Here is a 20,411-nt window from a genome sequence, read left to right as displayed (position 1 = left end):
GCATGTCCGCTTAACAGGACGGGACAGGAACGAGGCACAGATGACCGACCCGGTGGCGCTGGAGCGGGACACCCCCATCCGCGAGTTCGACGAGAAGCGGGCCGAGAACGCCGTGCGCGAACTGCTGATCGCGGTGGGCGAGGATCCGGACCGCGAGGGACTGCGGGCGACCCCGGGCCGGGTGGCGCGGGCGTACAAGGAGATATTCGCGGGGCTGTGGCAGAACCCCGAGGACGTGCTGACGACGACGTTCGACCTCGGGCACGACGAGATGGTGCTCGTGAAGGACATCGAGGTGATGAGCAGCTGTGAGCATCATCTCGTGCCGTTCGTCGGTGTCGCCCACGTCGGCTACATCCCGTCGGCCGACGGCAAGATCACCGGACTGTCGAAGCTGGCCCGGCTGGTGGACGTGTTCGCCCGTCGGCCCCAGGTCCAGGAGCGGCTGACGACCCAGATCGCCGACTCCCTGATGGAGGCGCTCGCGCCGCGCGGTGTGATCGTGGTCATCGAGTGCGAGCACATGTGCATGACGATGCGCGGTGTGCGGAAGCCGGGCGCCAAGACGATCACGTCGGCGGTGCGCGGTCAGCTGAGGGACCCCGCGACCCGCGCGGAGGCGATGAGCCTGATCATGGCGCGCTGAGCCTGATCAGACGCGCTGGGTCGCCGTACGTCGCCGGCTGCCCCGATGCCGCCGTACGTTCTCCGCTCAGACGGGCCCGGCCGGGGCCGTGCCGTTCTTGTCGTTGCCGTCGTCCGGGCCCTCCGGGAGCTTGCAGACGCGCTCCAGGAAGAAGGCCGCGGCGATCACGGCGATGCCCGCCACGACCGAGAAGCCCGCGTAGACGGCCTGGTCGCGGCGGGCCGGGATGTCGAGGGAGCCCAGCAGGAAGACGCCCGCGCCGCCGTAGATGCCGGAGACCAGCGCCGCGACCAGGGCGCTGGCCTGACCGAAGACGACCGCACGGGCGGCCATCAGCGGGTCGACGCCCTTCGCCTCGGGGCGGCGCTCGCGCTGGGCCTTGAAGCGGGCTCGGAGCGAGAGCGCGGTGGCCGTCAGCACGGCGGCGATCGCCGCGAGCACGATGGGCGCGGCGAGCGGCACGCTGGGCAGGGTGCCGAAGGAGTCCCAGAGCCGGGCCGCGGCCCAGGAGAGCACGCCCGCCACCACGAACAGGCCGGCCAGCACGCCGATCCGCAACTGCTTCACCGAGAGAGCCGCCCTTCGCCTTGTCGTACCGGCGTGTGTCGTACCGGCGAACCGCATCGGCCGGCGCGTCGCACCGGCCCGTGCGTCACGAGCCTAACGATTACTCAGGAAGGCGCAGTTCCAGGTCGGCGCGGGGCTGGACGCCGCCGCTGCCGACCTCCGCCAGCAGCTCGGCGACCGGACCGCGGCCGGGGAGCTGTGCCTCCGGCTCCACGTCGTGCCACGGGGCGAGCACGAAGGCGCGCTCGTGCGCCCGCGGATGCGGGAGGGTGAGCACCGGGTCGTCCGAGACGAGGTCCCCGTACGCCAGGATGTCCACGTCTATCGTGCGTGGGCCCCAGCGCTCGTCACGGACCCGGGCGAACGCCTCCTCGATGGCCTGGCCGCGCTCCAGCAGCGACGACGGCGGCAGGGTCGTCTTGATCAGTACGACCGCGTTGAAGTACGACGGCTGGCTGCCGGGCTCGACGCCCCACGGCTCCGTCTCGTACACCGGCGAGACGGCCTTGACCCGCAGGCCCGGGGTGTCCTCCAGGGCGTCGACCGCGCCCTGGAGGGTCTCCAGCCGGTTGCCCAGGTTGGAGCCGAGGGAGACCACGGCCCGTTTCGGATTGGAGAGCGTGGTGTCGGCGGCGTCGACCTGCGCGACCACGGAGGCGGGCACCGGCTGGACGGTCGGGTCGCTCTGTGACCCGTCGGGGGAGAAGACGGTCATGCTCGGCTCCGGGTGATGGTGATGGTCACATCGTCGAACGGTACGGCGATCGGGGCGTCGGGCTTGTGGACGACCACCTCGACCTCCCGTACACCGTCGTGCTTCAGGCAGCGCTGGGCGATGCGCTCCGCCAGGGTCTCGATCAGGTCGACCGGATCGCCCTGGACGATCTCCACGACCTCCTCGGCCACGATTCCGTAATGGACGGTCTTCGTGAGGTCGTCGGCCGCCGCGGCGGGGCGGGTGTCGAGGCCGAGCACCACGTCGACGATGAAGGTCTGCCCCTCCTCGCGCTCCCGAGGGAAGACGCCATGGTGCCCGCGGGCCTTGAGGCCGCGCAGCGCGACACGATCCACGCGAATCACTCCTGCTGTCGTCGGGCGGGCGGAACACCGCGGTCCGGTCCGGGCGGCACTTGGTTCGGTGCCGTGCTTCGAATCTACCCGCGGGCACCGACAGCGCGGCCCCAGGGTGGCGGACGGCACTCGGCGGTGGCCGCTTCCCGCCCCTGAGACGTCCCCCGTCACCCGCCGGTCGCCAGTCGCCCGTACCCGCGCGGCCCCCTGGTCAATCACCCGGGGTCGCCCGCCCACTCACGCGGGTGTCTCGTCGTCCGGCTCCTCGTCGGTTTCGGCCAGTACGGGGGAGCCGTGGTGCGCCCACATCTTCCAGCCCTCGGACGTGCGCCGGAACACGTTCGTGGCGACGACGAGCTGGCCGACGAGCGGCCCGAGGTCGCCGTTCTCCTCGGCCGGACCGCCGCTGAGGATGTTCTCCGTGCAGGTCACGACGGCGGTGTCGGAGCGGACGGCCACCGAGACATCGGTCAGGAAGAACTGGATGTACTCGGTGTTGGCCATGATCAGGGCGTACGAGCGGAGCACGTCGCCCCGGCCGTTGAGCACCGGCCAGCCCGGGTGGACGCAGGAGATCCCGTCGTCGCCCTCCAGCCAGAGCCCGGACAGCGTGTCGAAGTCGCCGCGCTCCATCGCCTCGTAGAACGTCGTGTTGGCCCGCTCGACCTCTTCGGTTTCCGTACGGGCGGTCACAGCGCGCCCTCGACCGCGCGCGCCACCCGGACGGCGTCCCGCGTCGCCCGTACCTCGTGGACCCGGACCGCCCAGGCCCCCTGGTGGGCGGCGATGGCGGAGACCGCGGCGGTGGCCGCGTCGCGTTCCCTGGCGGGCGGCGGGGCGCCGCCGTCCCCCGCGAGGACATGGCCCAGGAACCGTTTGCGGGAGGCCGCGACCAGCAGCGGGCGGCCGAGCGCCCGCAGGTCGGAGAGGTGGGCGAGGAGTTCCAGGTCGTGTTCGGCGTGCTTGGCGAAGCCGAGGCCGGGGTCGACGACGATGCGCTCCGGGGCGATCCCGCCGTCCACCACGGCGTCCATCCGCGCGCCCAGTTCGGCGACGACCTCGGCGACGACGTCCCCGTACACCGCGCGGGCGTTCATGTCCTCGCTGAAGCCGCGCCAGTGCATCACCACGAAGGGGACCCCGGCGGCGGCGACGGCGGGCACCATGGCCGGGTCGGCGAGGCCGCCGCTGACGTCGTTGACCAGGACGGCGCCGGCCTCGACCGCGCGCTCGGCGACGGAGGCGCGCATCGTGTCGACGGAGACGACGACACCCTCGGACGTCAGCCCCCGGACGACGGGGAGGACGCGTCGCAGCTCCTCGTGCTCGTCCACCCGGGTGGCACCGGGCCGGGTCGACTCACCGCCGACGTCCACCAGATCCGCACCCTCGGCGACGAGGTCGAGCCCGTGCTTGACGGCGGTGGAGGTGTCGAACCAGCGGCCGCCGTCGGAGAAGGAGTCGGGTGTCACATTGACGACTCCCATCACCGCACACCGGTCCCACTCCGGCAGACCCTGGACGGGCGTGGCGCGCAAGGTACTCATACGTCCACCCTAGAGGGGACCCGGCCGCGCCTTACGCCGTCCGGACCCCGTGGTCGGCCGTGGCCCCGGTGACATGGGTGCACGGTTGGGGCGGACGGTGCCGGCGCAGGCGGTGCAGCGGCCGGGGCAGCGACAGGGAGACGAAGCCCTCGGCGCGCATCGCCGCGAGCCCGATCCGGGGCAGGTCGCCGGTGGAGCGGAAGACGACGTACCGGGGCTCCCAGCGGGGCTGGAACTTGGCGTTGAAACGGTAGAGCGACTCGATCTGGAACCACCGGGAGAGGAAGACCAGCAGGGCGCGCCACCCGCGCAGCACCGGCCCGGCGCCCAGCCGCTCGCCACGGGCCAGGGCGGAGCGGAACATCGCGAAGTTGAGGGAGACCCGTACCACTCCCAGGGCGGGTGCCGCGCGCAGGGCGGCGACGATGAGCAGTTCGTTCATGCCCGGATCGGCCGAGCGGTCGCGGCGCATCAGGTCGAGCGACATGCCGTCCGGGCCCCAGGGGACGAAGTGGAGGACGGCCTTCAGATCGCCGTAGGGGCGGTTGTCTTGGGGGCGCGTGTCGTCGGGCCGGCCGGCGGGTGGGTCGCCCTGTGGCTCCTGTCGTCTGCCACCGCGTGGGCCGGGGGCCCGGTCGTCGCGGGGGCGCGGGACCTGCTCGGCCCGGTCGTCGCGCTTGTGAGCCGTGGCGACCACCGCGTCGCCGTCGGCAGGGTCACCGATGCGGCCGAGCGCCATGGAGAAGCCGCGTTCGGTGTCCGTGCCGCGCCACTCGTCGGCGGCTCGGCGGATGCCTTCCAGCTCGTCCGCCGACAGGTCGCGGACGCGTCGTACGCGCGTTTCGTACCCGGCGCGTTCAATGCGGCCCACCATCTGGCGCACGTTCCGCATGGCGCGCCCGCGCAAGGAGAAATCCGGCACGTCCACCACCGCTTCGTCGCCGAGTTCGAGCGCGTCCAGGCCGGTCTCCCGCGTCCACACCTGGCCGCCGGTCTCGCTGCACCCCATGACGGCGGGCGTCCAGGAGTGCGCCTTGGCCTCGTCCATGAAGCGTTCGATGGCGCCCGGCCAGGCCTCCACGTCGCCGACGGGGTCGCCGCTGGCGAGCATCACCCCGGAGACGACCCGGTAGCAGACGGCCGCCTTGCCGCTGGGGGAGAAGACCACGCCCTTGTCGCGGCGGAGCGCGAAGTGGCCGAGGGAGTCACGGCCGCCGTGCCGGTCGAGCAGGGCGCGCAGCCGCCGCTCGTCGTCGCCGGTGAGGCGGGCGGCCGGATGCTCGGGGCGGAAGGCGAGATAGATGGTGGTGAGGGCGGTGAGCAGGCCGAGGGAGCCGAGCGAGTAGGCCACGGTGCCGTCCACGGTGCCGCGGTAGCCGACGGGCCCCGTGAGGCCGAAGAGTCCGTACAGCACGTGTTCGAGCCGGTCGGCCAGGCCGGGGTCGCCGATGGTCCGGTGCGGGTGCGCGCTGACGATGACCAGGCCGAGCCCGATCGAGCCCGCGCCCATCAGCACGAAGTTCGCGAGCGCCCGCCAGCGGCTGCGCGGGTCGGGCAGCGCCGCGAACTGGTCGCGGTGGCGCAGCAGCAGGCCGAGCAGCAGCAGCGAGAGCGCGGTGCCGAGGAGGGAGTGCCGGTAGCCGAGCTGGCCCACGATGCCCGCGGGCAGCAGTACGACGGAGGCTCGCCAGGCCCGCCGCTTGTGCCGCTTGAGGCCGTGGGCGAGCAGCAGCAGGAGGACGCCGGCGCTCAGCGACAGCGCGGCGGCGAACGGGCCGAGCGCGCCGGGCAGGACCTCGGCGAGGGTGTGCATCCGGCTGTGGCGGAAGCGGGGGAAGACACCGGCGGCGATGTCGATCAGCCCGACGGCGGTGCAGGCCCGGCCGACCAGGGCGGGCACGGACTCGGCGCGGGGACCGCTCAGCAGCCGCCGTACCCGGGCCTTGAGGAGCCGCGGTCGCGGACGGCCCTCCGACGGGTGCGAACGGCCTTCCGGCGGGTGCGGACGGCCCTCCGGCGGATACGCATGGCCTTCCGGCGCATTCGGATGCCCCGCCGGCGCGTACGGACGGCCTCCCGACGGATGTGCGCGCGGCGGACGGGGGACCTGGTGGGCCGGGGCCTTCCCCGGGGACCGCTGCGTGCGATCCGGAACCGATCCCGATTTATCCCCATCTAGCGTCACAGACATCGCTTCCCGTGGCTCCGCGAGAGAGTGTTGTGCCCGGACCGTCCCCATCTGTGTGGACGCCGGGCCATTTGCGACCTCTAGGACGGGGCTTTCGGAGGGCGGGTTCCTCCGCGTTCAGGAAAATCTCCCGGGAGAGAGTTCGATCCCCATGGGTCTTACCAGCCGTAAAGTCCTGGCCTTGGCCGTGCTGCTGGCCGTGCTGCTGTTCGTTGCCACCATCTGGCTGTGGCCCAGGCTGGCACGCCGTACGCCGCGCGCCGTGCTCGGCCGGGTCGGCCTGCTGTTCGCCACTCAGCTGGCGCTCTTCGCCGCCGTGGGGCTCGCCGCGAACAAGTCGTTCCTCTTCTACGGTTCCTGGGCCGACCTGTTCGGTCAGGAGCAGGGCCTGGGATCGGTCGTGGACCACGGGGCCGGCGGCGCGAACATGACGGTGCTGGAGACCCGGGAGCCGCCCGTGCCGGGCGGCGGGCGGCCCTCGGTGTCCGGTCGGCTCCAGAAGATCGTGATCAGCGGGCCGGCCTCGGGGATCGACAGCACCGCGTACGTCTACCTGCCGCCCGAGTACTTCCGCCCGCAGTTCGAACGCCGGCACTTCCCGGCCGCGGTGGTCCTCACCGGCTACCCGGGCGTGGCGGACAACCTGCTCAAAGGGCTGAACTACCCGGCCACCGCCTGGCAGCTCGCCCAGGAAGGCAGGGTCCAGCCGATGGTCCTGGTGATGCTGCGGCCCACCGTGGCGCCGCCGCGCGACACCGAATGCGTGGACATCCCGGGCGGGCCGCGGACGGAGACGTTCTTCGCGGAGGACCTGCCCCGGGTGATCTCGAAGACGTACCGGGTCGGGTCCGGGCCGCGCCACTGGGGCATCATCGGCAACTCCACCGGCGGCTACTGCGCGTTGAAGGTCGCGCTGCACCACCCGGACCGGTACGCGGCGGGCGCCGGGCTCTCCGCGTACTACAAGGCGGCCGAGGACCCGACGACGGGCGACCTCTTCCACGGCAAGCAGGACCTGCGCCACCGGGCCGACCTGCTGTGGAGCCTGGACCACCTGCCGCGGGGCAGGACGTCGTTGCTGGTCACCAGCTCCCGGAAGGGGGAGGGGAACCTGGCGGCCACGCAGGCGTTCATCGGCAAGGTCAAGGCGCCGGCGCACGTCTCGTCGATCATCCTCGACAGCGGCGGGCACAACTTCAACACCTGGCGCCGCGAGATCCCGCCGGCGCTGGAGTGGCTGAGCGGCCGGCTCGGCGCGGAGTGAGTACGCGCCCCGCGGTGTGTGGATCCCGCGGGGCCCGCACGCGTCCCACGGGGCACGGGCCGGGCCGCGTACACGCCCCGCGGTGTGCGGGCCGGCCGCCGTCGCGTCGGTCGTATCGGTCGCGGCGGGTGGTCAGACGGCGTTCGGGCTCACCGTCTCCAACTCCACCTCGGTCCGCGGGATCGCCTGGGCGTCCGCGTCGATCGACCGGCGCAGCGCCTCGTGCAGCCGGGCCGGGGTGAGGACCCCGAGGAACCGGCCCGCCTCCTCCCCGTCGATGACCGCGATCCACCCCGCGTCGTGCTGGAGCATCGTCGCGAACGCCTGCTTGAGGGAGGCGCCGACGGGCAGCCACGCCTCCATCCGGCGGGCGTGCTCCCGTACGGACCCGTCCTCGGCCCCGGCGGCGGCGCGCTCGGTGGAGATCCAGCCGTGCAGGTTGTCGTCCCCGTCCAGGACCACGGCCCAGCGCGCGCCTTCTTCCGCGAGCTTCGTGGCGGCGCGGCGCAGCGGGTCGTCGAGGTGCAGCACGGGCGGCTGTTCGAGATCACCGATCTCGATGGGGGTCACGGACAGCCGCTTGAGCCCGCGGTCGGCGCCGACGAAGTCCGCCACGTACGGCGTGGCCGGCGCGCCGAGCACCGCGGCCGGAGCGTCGAACTGCTCGATCCTGCCCTGTCCGTAGACGGCGATGCGGTCTCCGAGCCGCACCGCCTCCTCGATGTCGTGTGTGACGAACAGCACGGTCTTGCGGACCGTCGCCTGGAGCCGCAGGAACTCGCTCTGCAGGTGCTCCCGTACGACCGGGTCGACCGCGCCGAACGGTTCGTCCATCAGCAGCACCGGCGGGTCCGCGGCCAGCGCCCGGGCCACGCCGACGCGCTGGCGCTGCCCGCCGGAGAGCTGGTCCGGGTAGCGGTCGCCGTAGACGGACGGGTCGAGGCCGACCAGGTCGAGGAGTTCGGCGGCGCGCTCGCGGCCCTTGCCGCGCTGCCAGCCGAGCAGGTGCGGGACGGTGGCGGTGTTCTCCAGCACGGTCTTGTGCGGGAAGAGTCCGACCTGCTGGATGACATAGCCGATACGGCGGCGCAACTGGACCGGGTCCACGGTGGCTATGTCGTCCCCGTCGAGGAATATCCGTCCCTCGGTCGGTTCGACGAGGCGGTTGACCATTTTCATGGTCGTGGTCTTGCCGCAGCCGGACGGTCCGACGAGCGTGACCAGTTCGCCCTGGGCGACCTCGAAGGAAAGGTCGTCGACAGCGGTCGTCCCGTCCGGGTACCGCTTGGTGACGTGCTCGAATCGGATCATGGTTCCCCATTGTGCGACGCGTCGTGTGAAGGCCATGTTGCTGGAATGTGGCGGGCCACGGCGAATGTCAGTGGTCGGGGATAGGGTCGCCGGAGTCCGGAAAACCGGATGAGGACTTGAGGACGGGAACGAACGGGGGAGGCGGTGACGGATGCCCGCGCAAGGGTGCTTGGCGGCCAATGACTGGATCTGCGGGGAATACCTGCGCTCCCGCGGCCAGGAGCTGATCGACGCCACCGTGCAGCACGTGTGGATCACGGCGGCCTCCGTCGCGATCGGGCTGCTGGTGGCCTTTCCACTGGCCTTGCTGGCGCGTGCCAGGCCGTCGTTCGCCGCGCCGGTGCTCGGCCTGACGACCCTGCTCTACACGATTCCCTCGCTGGCGATGTTCTCGCTGCTGCTTCCGCTGTTCGGGCTGTCCGCGGCATTGGTGATCACCGGGCTCGTGCTGTATTCGCTGACGATTCTCGTGCGGAACATCATGGCCGGACTCGCTGCCGTGCCCGAGGAGGCCCGCGAGGCCGCCCTGGGGATGGGGTACGGGCGGGGACGGCTGCTGTGGGAGGTCGAGCTGCCGCTCGCGCTGCCCGCGCTGATGGCCGGGCTGCGCATCGCGACGGTGTCGACGGTCGCCCTGACCACGGTCGGCTCGATCGTCGGCCGGGGCGGGCTGGGCAACCTGATAGCGGATGCCCTCCAGAGCTTCTTCAAGGCCCAGGTGCTGACGGCGTCCGTGCTGTGCGTGCTGCTGGCGGTCGTCGCGGACCTGCTGCTGCTCGGGGTGCAACGGTTGCTGACCCCGTGGACGCGTATACGCGGCGCACGTGACGTACGTGACATACGTGATGTACCTGACACGAGTACGTCGCATGGCGGCGGGCCCGGCCAGGGCGGCGGCAGCGGCGGCGGAGCCTCCGACGGCCCGGCCCGTCCCGGCTCGGCTCGTACCGGTACGGCCCGCGTCGGCTCCGTCGGGGCGCCGGCCGGACCGGCCGGCGTGACGAAGGCGGGGGGCTGACCGTGGGCGTGCTGGGTGAGGCCTGGACGTGGCTGTCGACCGGGGCCCACTGGACGGGCGACGGCGGGGTCTGGCACCGGCTCGGGGAGCACGCGTTCGTCAGCGGGGTCGCTCTCGCGCTGGCCTGTGCCGTGGCGCTGCCCGTGGGCCTGGGCCTCGGCCACCTCGGCAAGGGCGGCGCGCTGGCCGTCAACATCTCCAACGTGGGCCGGGCGGTCCCCGTGTTCGCCGTGCTCGCGCTGTTCATGGTCTCGCCGCTGCGCAACGCGGGCTCGGTGCCCACGGTCATCGCGCTGGTGCTCTTCGCCGTACCGCCCCTGCTGACCAACGCGTACGTGGGGATGCGGGAGGTGGACAGGGCGGTGGTCGAGGCCGCCCGGGGCATGGGCATGTCCGGCGGCCAGCTGTTCCTGCGCGTCGAACTGCCCCTCGCGTACCCGTTGGTCATGACCGGCCTGCGCTCGGCCTCCGTCCAGGTGGTGGCCACGGCCACGATCGCGGCGATGGCCGGGCAGGGCGGACTCGGCCGGATCATCACGGCCGGCTTCAACACGTACAACACTCCGCAGGTGGTCGCCGGCGCCCTGCTGGTGGCGCTGCTGGCGCTCCTGGTCGAAGGCGCGCTGGTGCTGCTGGACCGGCTGATCGATGGGAAAAGGTGATCCTCTTGAACGAGACCTCGCGCCTCGCGACGCACACGACCTCAGGGCCCGCCAGGGCCGGCGAGGCATTCCACGCCCTCAAGGCGTCCAGGCCCGCACGCCTCGCGGGGGCGGTCCTCGCGGCGGTGGCCCTGGCCGGGTCGCTGGCCGCGTGCGGCGGCGACAGTCTGGAGCAGGGCAAGGACGGCGGTTCCGCGGCGGGCTCGGGATCCGCCGCCGGGAAGAAGGGCTCGCTGGTCGTCGGCGCCGCCGCCTTCACCGAGTCCAAGGTGCTGGCGGAGCTGTACGCGCAGGTCCTGAGCGACGCCGGCTACGGCACCTCGGTCACCACCGTGGAGAACCGCGAGCTGTACGAACCCTCCCTGGAGAAGGGGGAGATCGACGTCGTGCCCGAATACGCCGCGACGCTCACGGAATTCCTCAATGCCAAGGTGAACGGGGCCAAGGCGGCGGAGACGAAGCCGCTGGCGTCCAGCGACGCGGCGGCGACCGTCGCGGAGTTGAAGAAGCTCGCCGAGCCGAGGGGGCTGAAGGTGCTGCCGCCCGGCAAGGCCGTCGACCAGAACGCATTCGCGGTCTCCAGGGAATTCGCGGAGAAGAACGACCTCAAGTCCCTTTCCGATCTTGGTAAGTCGAAGATCAAGGTCAAGATCGCGGCGGGGGACGAGTGCGAGGTGCGGCCGTTCTGCGCCCCGGGGCTGAAGAAGACGTACGGCATCGACGTGGCGGGCATCGACCCGAAGGGCGTCGGCACCCCGCAGGCCAAGCAGGCGGTCAAGGACGGAGTGGACCAGCTGGTCCTGACCACCACCACGGACGGCACGCTCGACTCCTACGGCCTGGTGGTGCTGGAGGACGACAAGAAGCTCCAGAACGCGGACAACGTCCTCCCGGTCGTCCATGCCGAGGACGCCGGTTCCGACCCGGCGATAGCCACGGCCCTCGGGAAGCTCACGGACACTCTGACCACGGAAGATCTCGCCGCGTTGAACCTGAGGGTCGATGCCGAGCGGGCCAAGCCGCAGGACGTCGCCAAGGAATACCTCGAGTCGAAGGGGCTGGTCGGGAAGTAGTCCGGACTCCGGGCGGCCGGTAAGGACCCCAAGGGCGAATAGGCGAAGTGGTGGCGCACCGCGAAGGCGGGGCGCGGGAGCGTATGGCGACGTGTATGCCAACGCGTTTGACGACGCGTAAGGCGACGCGTGTGACGAGCCGGGAAAGATTGTCCGACCGGGCCCCCAATCCGCGTCCGAGCACGGTAAATTTCAGGCCATGCCACGTGGACGCCACCGCCATTCGCCACCCCTCCACAAGCTTCTGCCGCCGTCGGCGGTCGCCGGAGCCGCGGTTCTCTGCGCCGCCGGCGCCTGGTTCCTCTCGGAGCCCGTGGTCCTGCGCGGTCTGGTCGCGGCGACCGCCGTCGCCGCCGTCACCGGCGCCGTGCTGATGAGGAGCTGGGACCGGAGCGCCGGCCGCCGGGTCGCCGAACTGACGCGCGCGCGGGACAGCGACCAGTGGAAGACCGACGAGCGCGTGGCCGAGCTGGAGGCCGACGTCGAGGAGGCGCGCGAGCTGCGCATGAAGCTGGAGGCCAAGCTGCGCTCCAAGCGCGTCGAACTGGCCGGGCTGCGCGGGGAGCACGCCGCGCTGCTGCGCCGGTACGCGACGGCGGAGACCGAACGCGCCTCGGCGCTGGAGGGTCGGCGCCGACTGGCGCTGGAGGCGGCCGCCGAGCCCAAGGCCCTGCTGCCCGGCGCGGGGGGCACGCCCACGGCGGCGGAGTACGTCAGCGCCGCGCGGGCGCTGGACGAGCTCTCGCGCAACGGCGCGGCACAGCAGGCCAGACGGACCGTGGAGGCCGCCCGGCAGCGCGACCTCGCCGAGCGGGCGGCCGAGGCGGACGAACCGCAGGGGAAGCACGCGGCGGGTGCCGGGGGCGAGCAGCACAGCCGTCCGGCGCCCGCCCTCCCCACTCCCCGGGTGCCCGCCGCGTCCGCGATCGTCCCGTACTCCGCGACCCGCCCCGTCCGCCGTCCCGAGGGCGGTTTCGACTTCTTCGGCACGCAGGGCGTGTCGGCCGCGCGGGGCACCGGCGGTGACGAGGACACGCCGGAGGCCACGGAGAACGCGGACGCGGCGGAGGCCCCCACAGCGGCGGACACCAGGGATGCCGCCGACGTGAAGGACGCCGCGGGAACCCCGGCCGGCACGGACGCGCGGGCCGGCACGGACGCGCCGGACGAGGGCGGGGCTCGGACGCCGGTGGGTGCGAACGCCGAACGGGAGAGCCTGGAGAGCGTCGAGCGCGAGGACCTCGCGGATGTCGTGGGCGAGGAGGTGCTCGCCGAGCGCCGCAAGAGCGAGGGGCGGGCCGTCGGCAAGGTCATCGATCTCACCGCGCACGACGAGACCGAGCAGTTCCCCCTGGGCGGACTGCGCGACAGGATCAGCTCCTGAGCGACGGCCGGTCATCAGCCGCCGGCCGACGGGACTCGTGGAAGACCCGCGGAAGACCCGTGGAAGAACGGAACGACAAAAGGTGGGAGAGGACCTACTGGGGGACAGGACCTACTTGTCGATGTCGCCGACGACGAAGAACAGCGAGCCCAGGATCGCGACCATGTCGGCCACCTGTGTCCCGGGCAGCAGCTCCGTCAGCGCCTGGATGTTGTTGAACGAGGCGGAGCGCAACTTGAGCCGGTACGGCGTCTTCTCGCCCTTCGACACCAGGTAGTAGCCGTTGATGCCCAACGGGTTCTCGGTCCAGGCGTATGTGTGCCCCTCCGGCGCCTTGAGCACCTTCGGCAGCCGCTGGTTGACCGGCCCGGGTGGCAGCTCCGTGAGCCGGTCCAGACAGGCGTCGGCCAGGGCCAGCGCGTTGTGCGTCTGCTCCAGCAGGCATTCGAACCGCGCCAGGCAGTCACCCTCCGCGCGCGTGACCACGGTGAGCGTGTCGCCCAGTTCGCCGTACGCGAGGTACGGCTCGTCGCGCCGCAGGTCGAAGTCCACGCCCGAGGCGCGCGCGATCGGCCCGGACACCCCGTACGCGTGCACCGTCCGGGGTGACAGCACGCCGACGCCCCGGGTCCGGCCCCGGAAGATCTCGTTGCCGAGCACCAGCCGGTCGAACACGTCCATCCGTGAGCGGACCTGAGCGACCGCCCGCCGGGCCCGGTCGGTCCAGCCCGCCGGCAGATCCTCCTTGAGGCCGCCGACCCGGTTGAACATGTAGTGCATCCGGCCGCCGGAGACCTCCTCCATCACGTTCTGGAGCTCCTCGCGCTCCCGGAACGCGTAGAAGACCGGTGTGATACCGCCCAGTTCGAGGGGGTACGAGCCGAGGAACATCAGATGGTTGAGGACCCGGTTCAGCTCGGCGAGCAGCGTCCTGGCCCAGACGGCGCGCTCCGGCACCTCCATGCCGAGCATCCGCTCGACGGCCATCACCACACCCAGCTCGTTGGAGAACGCCGACAGCCAGTCGTGGCGGTTGGCGAGCATCACGATCTGCCGGTAGTCCCGGGCCTCGAAGAGCTTCTCGGCGCCCCTGTGCATATAGCCGACGACCGGCTCCGCCTCCCGGATCACCTCGCCGTCGAGCACGAGCCGCAGGCGGAGCACACCGTGGGTGGAAGGGTGCTGCGGGCCGATGTTGAGCACCATGTCGGTGCTCTCCGCGGCACCGCCGATGCCGACCGTCGTGCGGGTGGTCTCCGTCATGCCCCCAGTCTCTCAGAGGGGTCCGAGGCCATGGAGCGGTCCGCGTCCCGGGAGCCGTCCGAGGCCATGGAGCGGTCCGCGTCCCGGGAGCCGTCCGAGGCGCCGGTCCGGGCCGGCCCTCCTGGGCCTGCGAGCACCTCCGGCACCTCGATCCCCACCGGCTGTACGAGCCAGCCGAAGTCGCCGAGCCCGCCGCGCGCCGTCAGCTCCGCCGCCTGACCGGCCGCCGCCAGCGCGCGTACGTACCCCGCCGGGTCGGTGGCCGCCAGCGCCAACGGGGGCCGCTCACCGCGCACACCCAGACCGTGCAGCGCCGCGCGCTGCCCGAGCAGCCGCCCGCCCGGCAGCGCGCAGGAGTCCAGCGCGACATGGGCGGTGAGATCACACGACCCGTCCGGCACGGGCTGCACCTCCCGGCCGCGCCGGAACCCGGTCAGAGTGGCGAACGGCGGCCTGGCCTCCCGCGCGTGCGCGTAGTCGACGGCGACCGCCAGCCCGCGTTCCAGTGTGCCCACGGCCGCCGCCCACGCCTCGTCCCTGGACCGGCCGATCTCCGCCCGGGTGCCGGGCCCGGCACCCGGCCACCAGCGGGCGAGCCAGTCCGCGTCGGGCCCCTCGACCGGCTCGCCGGGCTCCTCGGCGCCGTCCGGCCGGACGAGGACGTACCGTACGACCCCGTCGGGGCCCGTCTCGACGATGTCGAGGGGCACGTTGTCCAGCCACTCGTTCGCGAAGAGCAGCCCGCGTACCCCGGCCGGAAGGTGCGCACACCACTCGATGCGGGGGTCAAGGCCCGGGGGACGGGGAGCGCGCTCGACGGCGTACGGCCGGACCGTCAGCCCGTCCAGGCAGTCCCCCGCCGCCGCGAGGATCCCGGTCAGCAGCTCGCCGCGGCCCGCGCCGATGTCGACGACCGCGACCTCGTCGGTGTCCAGCCGGCGGGCGGTGGCCGCCAGCAGCCGGGCGACGGCGGTGGCGAAGAGGGGGGAGGCGTGCACGGAGGTACGGAAGTGACCGGCCGGGCCTTCGGGCCGCAGGTAGAAGCCCCCTGGACCGTACAGGGCTCGCTCCATGGCCGTACTCCACGGAACGGCCGTGCCGTCGTGGCTCGCACCGGGTCGCCGACTGTGGCCACCGCCGCCGTATCGGCCGGTGCGCCGACCGGGGCTTCCGCCGTGGTTTCCGGCGGGGGCGCTGCCGTGGCTTCCGCCGCGCCCCGGCCTGGGGCCGTCGCCATGCGCGGAGCCGTCGCCGTGGCCGGAGCCGTCGCCGTGCCCGCGGTCGTCCCCTTGCCCGGGGCTGTTCCGCTTTCCGCGGGGCCGGGGCGTCTCGTCCGTCACGTCGTCCACCACACGCCAAGTGTCCACCTTGGGGAGTAGGCTTCCGCCGTCCGGATCGACCCTCCGGTTGACCCCCCGGCCTTTTCCGCTTCCCTACTCTGGGTTACGTGCAGCGCTTCTACGACTTCCTCCGCCGTCACCCGACGGGCGTCGACAGCTTCTGGGCTGTGATGCTCTTCGGGTTCTCGATGCTGTGGACGGTCCAGGTGTTCAGCGGCGCCGCCTCCCGGCTGGTGGCCATCGGCCTTGTCGCGCTGCTGAGCCTGACCGTCGCGCTGCGCCGCCGCTGGCCCGAGCAGACGCTGCTGCTCGTCGCGGCGCTGGGCGTCGCGCAGCTGCTCCTGGACGTGCCCATCAACCCGGCCGACTTCGCGATGCTCGTGGTGATCTACACCGTGCGGGCGGAGGGCGCGGCCCGGTGGGCCTCGCGGCTCGCGCTCGTCGGCGGCATCCTCGCCACCCCGCTCTCGCAGCTGCGCTGGCCCGCGAGGGGCGCCGGTGTGGCCGGGGCGGTCTTCTTCACCATCGTGCTGAGTGTGCCCTTCGTCCTGTCCTGGGTGCTGGGGGACTCGATGCGCCTGCGGCGCGCCTACTTCGACCAGCTGGAGGAGCGCGCCACCCGGCTGGAGAAGGAGCGCGAGGCCCAGGCGAAAGTGGCCGTCGCGGCCGAGCGGGCCAGGATCGCGCGCGAGCTGCACGACGTCGTCGCGCACAACGTCTCGGTGATGGTCGTCCAGGCGGACGGCGCGGCGTACGTCCTGAACGCGGCGCCCGACCAGGCGAAGGAGGCCCTGGAGACCATCTCCAGCACCGGCCGCCAGGCCCTCGCCGAGATGCGCCGGCTGCTGGGCGTGCTGCGGACCGGGGACGCCGAGGAGGGCGGGGAGTACGTGCCGCAGCCCGATGTCCAGCAGATCCAGGAGCTGGTCGAGAAGGTGCGCGAGGCCGGCCTCACGGTGGACTTCCGCGTCGAGGGGACCGCGCGGCAACTGCCCAGCGGGGTCGAGCTGACCGCGTACCGCATCGTCCAGGAGGCCCTCACCAACACCCGCAAACACGGCGGTCCGGAGGCCGGCGCGAGCGTGCGGCTGGTCTACTTCGACGACGGCCTCGGGCTGCTGATCGAGGACGACGGACGGGGCGCCGCGCACGAGCTGTACGAGGACGGCGGGGCCGACGGCCGAGGCCACGGCCTGATCGGTATGCGCGAGCGGGTCGGTATGGTCGGCGGGACGCTGGACGCGGGGCCCCGGCCGGGCGGCGGCTTCCGGATCAGCGCGCTGCTGCCCCTGAAATCGGCGTGACCCGCGAGCCCCGGCGTACCCGGACCCCGCGTACCCGGACCCGGCGTACCGACGACCGACGGTCGGCCGACCGTACCGACCCGGCCGCCGCCCCCGGCCACGAGGCCCGGGTCCCGGACCCCGGGTTCGGACCCCGGGTCCGGGAACCCGCCTCCGACTGGCCCCGCTTGACTGGACGAAGGAACCGTAGATGTCGATCCGTGTGATGCTCGTCGACGACCAGGTGCTCCTGCGCACCGGCTTCCGTATGGTGCTGGCCGCGCAGCCGGACATGGAGGTCGTCGCGGAGGCCGGGGACGGCGCCGAGGCGCTGGAGAGGCTCCGCACCACCGAGGTGGACGTCGTACTGATGGACGTACGGATGCCCAGACTCGACGGTGTCGAGGCGACCCGGCGGATCTGTGCCCAGCCCGGGGCGCCGAAGGTGATCATCCTGACGACCTTCGACCTGGACGAGTACGCGTTCTCCGGGCTCAAGGCCGGGGCCGGCGGATTCATGCTGAAGGACGTGCCGCCGGGCGAGCTGCTGAACGCGATCCGCGCGGTGCACAGCGGGGACGCCGTCGTCGCGCCGTCCACGACCCGGCGGCTGCTGGACCGCTTCTCCCCGATGCTGCCGAGCAGCAGCGCCCAGCCGACGCATCCGGAGGTGGAGCGGCTGACGGCCCGGGAGCGCGAGGTGATGCTGCTGGTGGCGCAGGGGCTGTCGAACGGCGAGATAGCGGGGCGGCTGGTGCTCTCCGAGGCGACCGTCAAGACGCACGTCGGCCGGATCCTCACCAAGCTCGGCCTGCGCGACCGCGTGCAGGTGGTCGTCCTCGCGTACGAGACGGGGATGGTACGGGCCGGCGGCGGGGCGGCGAGCTGACCCGATGCCGGGCCCGCCGCTGTGAGGCACCGGCGTCGGGCCCGCCGCTGTGAGCCGCCGGTGCCGGGCCCATCGCTGTGGACCGACTCCGAGTGAACGAGCCCGGAGCGAACGAGCCGTGAGCGAACGAGCCCGGAGTGGACGAGCCCCGGGCGAACGGCCGGCGGCCGGGCGCGCCTCGCCGGTGGCGTGTCAGCGCAGCAGGCCCTCCAGGAAGTCGCTCCCCAGCCGGGAGACCGCCGTGACGTCCAGTTGGTGCAGCACGTAGCGGCCCCGGCGCCGGGTCGTCAGCAGCCCCGCCTTCTTCAGCACCGCCAGGTGGCGGGAGACCTCCGGTGCCGTGATGCCGTTCGCGTCCGCCAGTTCGCTCGTCGTGTACGGGGCGCGCGCGAGGTTGCGGCACAGGCGCATCCGCAGCGGGTGCGCGACCGCCTCCAGACGGCGTCCGACCACCTCGACCGGTGTGGACCCCGCCAACTCGGCCGTCGGCACCGGGTACTGCACGACCGGCTGCCAGCCCGGCGCGTGCAGCGCGTACAGATGCGGCCAGCCGAAGGCGGTGGGCAGGAACGTCAGGCCCGTGCCCGCCGCGCTCGTGCGCCCATGGCTCAGCTTGTCCACCACGATCCGACCGCGCGGGCCGTCCTCCTCCAGCGTCATCGCCGCGGACGCCGCCGCGACCGCGTCCGCGAGGCCCTTGCGCCGCAACAGCTCCGTCTTGTGCCGGGCGTCCGCCGCCAGCTGGACCCGCACGCGCCGCCACGTCTCCCCGAAGAACGCGTCCTCGCAGTCCTCCAGCAGCCGCCGTATCCAGCGGCGGACGGCGGGCGGGTCGGCCAGCATCCGCCGGACGAACGCGGCCTGCCGCGGTCCCCGCGCCGTCGCCAGCTCCAGCGTCCGCCGCCGCGTGGCCGGATCGGAGAGCGGCGAGAGCACGCCCTCGTCGTAACTCTGGGCACAGGAGATCTCCAGCGCCGCCGTCACATATCTCTCCTCGTCCATCCGGTCGAGGTCGTCCAGCTCCTCCGCCAGCGTCTCCCGGGGCTTCGCCGGCAGCAGGATGTCGGAGCGCGTGGAGCGCCACAGGAAGTCCGCCTCGTGCAGCCGGTCGGCCAGCTCCGGCTTCAGCCCGGCGGACGTGGTCGTGAGCCAGCCGTGCAGCCGGGCGTGGTGGGCCGGCTCGGACAGCGCGTGCAGCGCCGCCCCCAGCTCGGCCAGCGGGGACGGGCAGAAGACGATCCGCTCCCGCGGCACTCCCGTGACATCGATCAGCACGCTCATGCGCCCATGGTGCCCGGCGCCACTGACAATCGCCCCGCCGATCGAGGACGCCGGCCACATGACGTGCGCCGGGACGCCGTCTTGACCCGGTGCCGCTCAGCCGGCGGTCCGCGCCTCCTCCTTCTCGTTCCTCCGGTCCCGCTCCGCCCGCTCCGCCCGCTCCGCCCGCTCCGCCCGCTCCGCGTACCGCACGAATTCCCCGGCCGCCGCGTGGACGTCCGCCGCCGTCCACTCCAGAGCCGGTTCCGTCACGGTCACCTCCGTGAAGGCGAGTCCCTCCGGCGCCGGGAGCGGTGACGTCCAGACCCGGAACAGCGCCGCCTTCGTCTCCTCGGCCTGCCGCACCGCCGCCTCGTTCAGCACCTCCGGGGTGTACGGCAGCCACACCTGGAACTGGTGCGTGTGCGGCGGCTCCGGGTGTACGCGGAACCACGGCGCGCCCGACGCCGCGAACCCCGCCGCGAGTTCCGCCGCCACCATCCGCGCGTGCGCCACGTACGAGGGCAGCCGGGGCAGCTCCCGCTCCAGCCCCGCCAGCGCGGACAGGGCCGCCGGATACTGCTGGAAGACCTGGCCCCCGTACCGGTGGCGCCAGGTCCGCGCCTCCTCCACCAGTTCCCGGGGACCGGCGAGTGCCGCCCCGGACAGGCCGTCCAGTGATTTGTAGAAGGACACGTACACGCTGTCCGCGAGCCCCGCGATCTCGGCGAGCGGGCGCCCGAAGTGCGAGGCGCACTCCCAAAGGCGCGCGCCGTCGAAGTGCACCACCGCATCCCGCTCGCGCGCCGCCTCCACCACCGCGACCAGCTCGTCCCAGGTCGGCAGCACGAAGCCCGCGTCCCGCAGCGGCAGTTCCAGCATCAGCGTGCCGAAGGGCTCCGCCAGGTCCTGGACCTCCTCGGCGGTCGGCAGCCGGGGCCCGTTCGTGGCATGGACCGTGCGCAGCCCGCTGACGGCGGTCAACGCGTCCCGCTCATGCACCACCGGGTGCGCCAGCGGGTGCAGCGCCACGGTCCGCTCGCCCGTACGCCCCGCCCAGCAGCGCAGCGCAACCTGCTGGGCCATCGTCCCGGTGGGGAAGAAGGCGGCGGCGGGGAAACCGAGCAGTGCGGCCACCCGCCGTTCCAGTTCCGCGACGACCCCGTCGCCATAGAGGTCGGTCCGCTCCTCCAGGTCGTACACGGCTCCCGCGTCCGCCGCCAGGGCGGCCAGCCGCTCGCCCAGCCGCTGGTCCATCGCGGGCCGCGTCAGCACCCGCTCGCAGGCGCGCCACGCGGCCAGCCGCCGGTGCCGGCGCCGGTCCTCGGGCGAGAGCCCCGCGCCACCCTCGTGACCGCGCTCATCGCCCGGCTCGTCGCGGTGTTCCTCACCGCGTTCCCCGCCCTGCCCCTCGCCGCGTTCCGTGCCGTGCCCGTCGCCGTGCCCGTCGCCGTGGACGCCGTCGTGCTCGGCGCCGCAGTCGTGCGCGGGCTCCGGGCCGGACCCGGTCGCGTGGTTCCCGTCGCGCTCGCTCATCCGCTCCATCCGGCGATGCTCTCGCGCGACGTGTATCGCGGTCATGTCATATTCCCGGCTCCGCGCACCGGCCGGTCGGGGAGCCCGCTCCCGTAGCATGTCGGTGTAC

Annotated in this window: 19 protein-coding genes; 8 read left to right on the top strand and 11 right to left on the bottom strand. The window is 72.9% G+C overall.

Features of this window, described 5'->3' with window-relative positions:
- Positions 1–40 precede the first annotated feature (40 nt).
- Entirely contained in the window at positions 41–646 is a 606-nt protein-coding gene (gene folE, locus ACU6P3_RS14720; RefSeq protein ID WP_344276374.1) for a GTP cyclohydrolase I FolE, read from the top strand.
- 66 nt (positions 647–712) lie between these two features.
- Here the strand turns inward: folE and ACU6P3_RS14715 are convergent, their stop codons facing one another.
- The 6 genes from ACU6P3_RS14715 to ACU6P3_RS14690 all read right to left on the bottom strand — a co-directional run bounded on the left by ACU6P3_RS14715 (position 713) and on the right by ACU6P3_RS14690 (position 5,731).
- A complete protein-coding gene (locus ACU6P3_RS14715) occupies positions 713–1,213 on the bottom strand; it encodes a DUF3180 domain-containing protein (RefSeq protein ID WP_447197497.1) in 501 nt (166 codons plus the stop codon).
- Positions 1,214–1,313: 100 nt separating this feature from the next.
- Entirely contained in the window at positions 1,314–1,928 is a 615-nt protein-coding gene (gene folK / locus ACU6P3_RS14710) for a 2-amino-4-hydroxy-6-hydroxymethyldihydropteridine diphosphokinase (protein ID WP_447197496.1), read from the bottom strand.
- Entirely contained in the window at positions 1,925–2,284 is a 360-nt protein-coding gene (folB, locus tag ACU6P3_RS14705) for a dihydroneopterin aldolase (protein ID WP_030756177.1), read from the bottom strand. Before folB ends, folK begins: the two co-directional genes overlap by 4 nt.
- 237 nt (positions 2,285–2,521) lie before the next feature.
- Positions 2,522–2,977 carry a nuclear transport factor 2 family protein gene (locus ACU6P3_RS14700; protein WP_030756174.1) on the bottom strand — a complete coding sequence of 152 codons (456 nt, stop codon included), beginning with the start codon at positions 2,975–2,977 and terminating at the stop codon, positions 2,522–2,524.
- Positions 2,974–3,831 (bottom strand): dihydropteroate synthase, encoded by an 858-nt coding sequence (gene folP, locus ACU6P3_RS14695; protein ID WP_078855015.1) that lies wholly within the window; start codon positions 3,829–3,831, stop codon positions 2,974–2,976. Before folP ends, ACU6P3_RS14700 begins: the two co-directional genes overlap by 4 nt.
- A gap of 31 nt (positions 3,832–3,862) precedes the next feature.
- A complete protein-coding gene (locus tag ACU6P3_RS14690) occupies positions 3,863–5,731 on the bottom strand; it encodes a phosphatidylglycerol lysyltransferase domain-containing protein (RefSeq protein WP_447197495.1) in 1,869 nt (622 codons plus the stop codon).
- Positions 5,732–6,170: 439 nt separating this feature from the next.
- Here ACU6P3_RS14690 and ACU6P3_RS14685 point away from each other — a divergent pair, with 439 nt between their 5' ends.
- The gene (locus ACU6P3_RS14685; RefSeq protein ID WP_447197494.1) at positions 6,171–7,283 is read left to right on the top strand and encodes an alpha/beta hydrolase; all 1,113 of its coding nucleotides are present in this window, start codon (positions 6,171–6,173) and stop codon (positions 7,281–7,283) included.
- 132 nt (positions 7,284–7,415) lie between these two features.
- Here the strand turns inward: ACU6P3_RS14685 and ACU6P3_RS14680 are convergent, their stop codons facing one another.
- Positions 7,416–8,594: an ABC transporter ATP-binding protein gene (locus tag ACU6P3_RS14680; RefSeq protein WP_447197493.1), complete on the bottom strand. Its 1,179-nt coding sequence runs from the start codon at positions 8,592–8,594 to the stop codon at positions 7,416–7,418.
- A gap of 151 nt (positions 8,595–8,745) precedes the next feature.
- Between ACU6P3_RS14680 and ACU6P3_RS14675 the strand changes: the two genes are divergently transcribed.
- The 4 genes from ACU6P3_RS14675 to ACU6P3_RS14660 all read left to right on the top strand — a co-directional run bounded on the left by ACU6P3_RS14675 (position 8,746) and on the right by ACU6P3_RS14660 (position 12,731).
- Positions 8,746–9,612 carry an ABC transporter permease gene (locus tag ACU6P3_RS14675; protein WP_447197492.1) on the top strand — a complete coding sequence of 289 codons (867 nt, stop codon included), beginning with the start codon at positions 8,746–8,748 and terminating at the stop codon, positions 9,610–9,612.
- Between the two features lie 2 nt (positions 9,613–9,614).
- Entirely contained in the window at positions 9,615–10,274 is a 660-nt protein-coding gene (locus tag ACU6P3_RS14670; RefSeq protein ID WP_030756157.1) for an ABC transporter permease, read from the top strand.
- Between the two features lie 125 nt (positions 10,275–10,399).
- Positions 10,400–11,347, top strand: coding sequence for an ABC transporter substrate-binding protein (locus ACU6P3_RS14665; protein ID WP_447197895.1), 948 nt, complete (start codon positions 10,400–10,402; stop codon positions 11,345–11,347).
- A gap of 199 nt (positions 11,348–11,546) precedes the next feature.
- On the top strand, positions 11,547–12,731 hold the full coding sequence (locus ACU6P3_RS14660) for a serine/threonine-protein kinase (protein ID WP_447197491.1): 1,185 nt from the start codon (positions 11,547–11,549) through the stop codon (positions 12,729–12,731).
- Between the two features lie 111 nt (positions 12,732–12,842).
- On the opposite strand, the gene ACU6P3_RS14655 is transcribed toward ACU6P3_RS14660, so the two are convergent.
- Both ACU6P3_RS14655 and ACU6P3_RS14650 read right to left on the bottom strand, forming a co-directional pair.
- Positions 12,843–13,994, bottom strand: coding sequence for an NADH-quinone oxidoreductase subunit D (locus ACU6P3_RS14655; RefSeq protein WP_447197490.1), 1,152 nt, complete (start codon positions 13,992–13,994; stop codon positions 12,843–12,845).
- Positions 13,991–15,067 carry an SAM-dependent methyltransferase gene (locus tag ACU6P3_RS14650; RefSeq protein WP_447197489.1) on the bottom strand — a complete coding sequence of 359 codons (1,077 nt, stop codon included), beginning with the start codon at positions 15,065–15,067 and terminating at the stop codon, positions 13,991–13,993. The genes ACU6P3_RS14655 and ACU6P3_RS14650 overlap by 4 nt, the downstream gene beginning before the upstream one ends.
- Positions 15,068–15,441: 374 nt before the next feature.
- Between ACU6P3_RS14650 and ACU6P3_RS14645 the strand changes: the two genes are divergently transcribed.
- Entirely contained in the window at positions 15,442–16,638 is a 1,197-nt protein-coding gene (locus tag ACU6P3_RS14645; RefSeq protein WP_447197488.1) for a sensor histidine kinase, read from the top strand.
- 190 nt (positions 16,639–16,828) lie between these two features.
- Positions 16,829–17,506, top strand: a complete 678-nt coding sequence (locus ACU6P3_RS14640; RefSeq protein ID WP_352087333.1) for a response regulator — start codon at positions 16,829–16,831, stop codon at positions 17,504–17,506.
- 192 nt (positions 17,507–17,698) lie between these two features.
- Here ACU6P3_RS14640 and ACU6P3_RS14635 read toward each other — a convergent pair whose 3' ends face one another.
- Positions 17,699–18,787, bottom strand: a complete 1,089-nt coding sequence (locus ACU6P3_RS14635) for a DUF5937 family protein (RefSeq protein ID WP_447197487.1) — start codon at positions 18,785–18,787, stop codon at positions 17,699–17,701.
- Positions 18,788–18,883: 96 nt separating this feature from the next.
- Positions 18,884–20,347, bottom strand: coding sequence for a threonine aldolase family protein (locus ACU6P3_RS14630; protein WP_447197486.1), 1,464 nt, complete (start codon positions 20,345–20,347; stop codon positions 18,884–18,886).
- Between the last annotated feature and the right edge of the window lie 64 nt (positions 20,348–20,411).

It is taken from the genome of Streptomyces hebeiensis, from assembly GCF_052983195.1.
Note: the sequence above shows the minus strand (reverse complement) of the source record. Positions and strands in the feature narration are given on the sequence as shown.

Coding starts and splice junctions, on each gene's coding strand:
- folE (WP_344276374.1), top strand. CDS start 41: ATGACCGACCCGGTGGCGCTGGAGCGGGACACCCCCATCCGCGAGTTC.
- folK (WP_447197496.1), bottom strand. CDS start 1,928: ATGACCGTCTTCTCCCCCGACGGGTCACAGAGCGACCCGACCGTCCAG.
- folP (WP_078855015.1), bottom strand. CDS start 3,831: ATGAGTACCTTGCGCGCCACGCCCGTCCAGGGTCTGCCGGAGTGGGAC.
- ACU6P3_RS14685 (WP_447197494.1), top strand. CDS start 6,171: ATGGGTCTTACCAGCCGTAAAGTCCTGGCCTTGGCCGTGCTGCTGGCC.
- ACU6P3_RS14680 (WP_447197493.1), bottom strand. CDS start 8,594: ATGATCCGATTCGAGCACGTCACCAAGCGGTACCCGGACGGGACGACC.
- ACU6P3_RS14675 (WP_447197492.1), top strand. CDS start 8,746: ATGCCCGCGCAAGGGTGCTTGGCGGCCAATGACTGGATCTGCGGGGAA.
- ACU6P3_RS14660 (WP_447197491.1), top strand. CDS start 11,547: ATGCCACGTGGACGCCACCGCCATTCGCCACCCCTCCACAAGCTTCTG.
- ACU6P3_RS14655 (WP_447197490.1), bottom strand. CDS start 13,994: ATGACGGAGACCACCCGCACGACGGTCGGCATCGGCGGTGCCGCGGAG.
- ACU6P3_RS14650 (WP_447197489.1), bottom strand. CDS start 15,067: ATGGAGCGAGCCCTGTACGGTCCAGGGGGCTTCTACCTGCGGCCCGAA.
- ACU6P3_RS14640 (WP_352087333.1), top strand. CDS start 16,829: ATGTCGATCCGTGTGATGCTCGTCGACGACCAGGTGCTCCTGCGCACC.
- ACU6P3_RS14635 (WP_447197487.1), bottom strand. CDS start 18,787: ATGAGCGTGCTGATCGATGTCACGGGAGTGCCGCGGGAGCGGATCGTC.
- ACU6P3_RS14630 (WP_447197486.1), bottom strand. CDS start 20,347: ATGACCGCGATACACGTCGCGCGAGAGCATCGCCGGATGGAGCGGATG.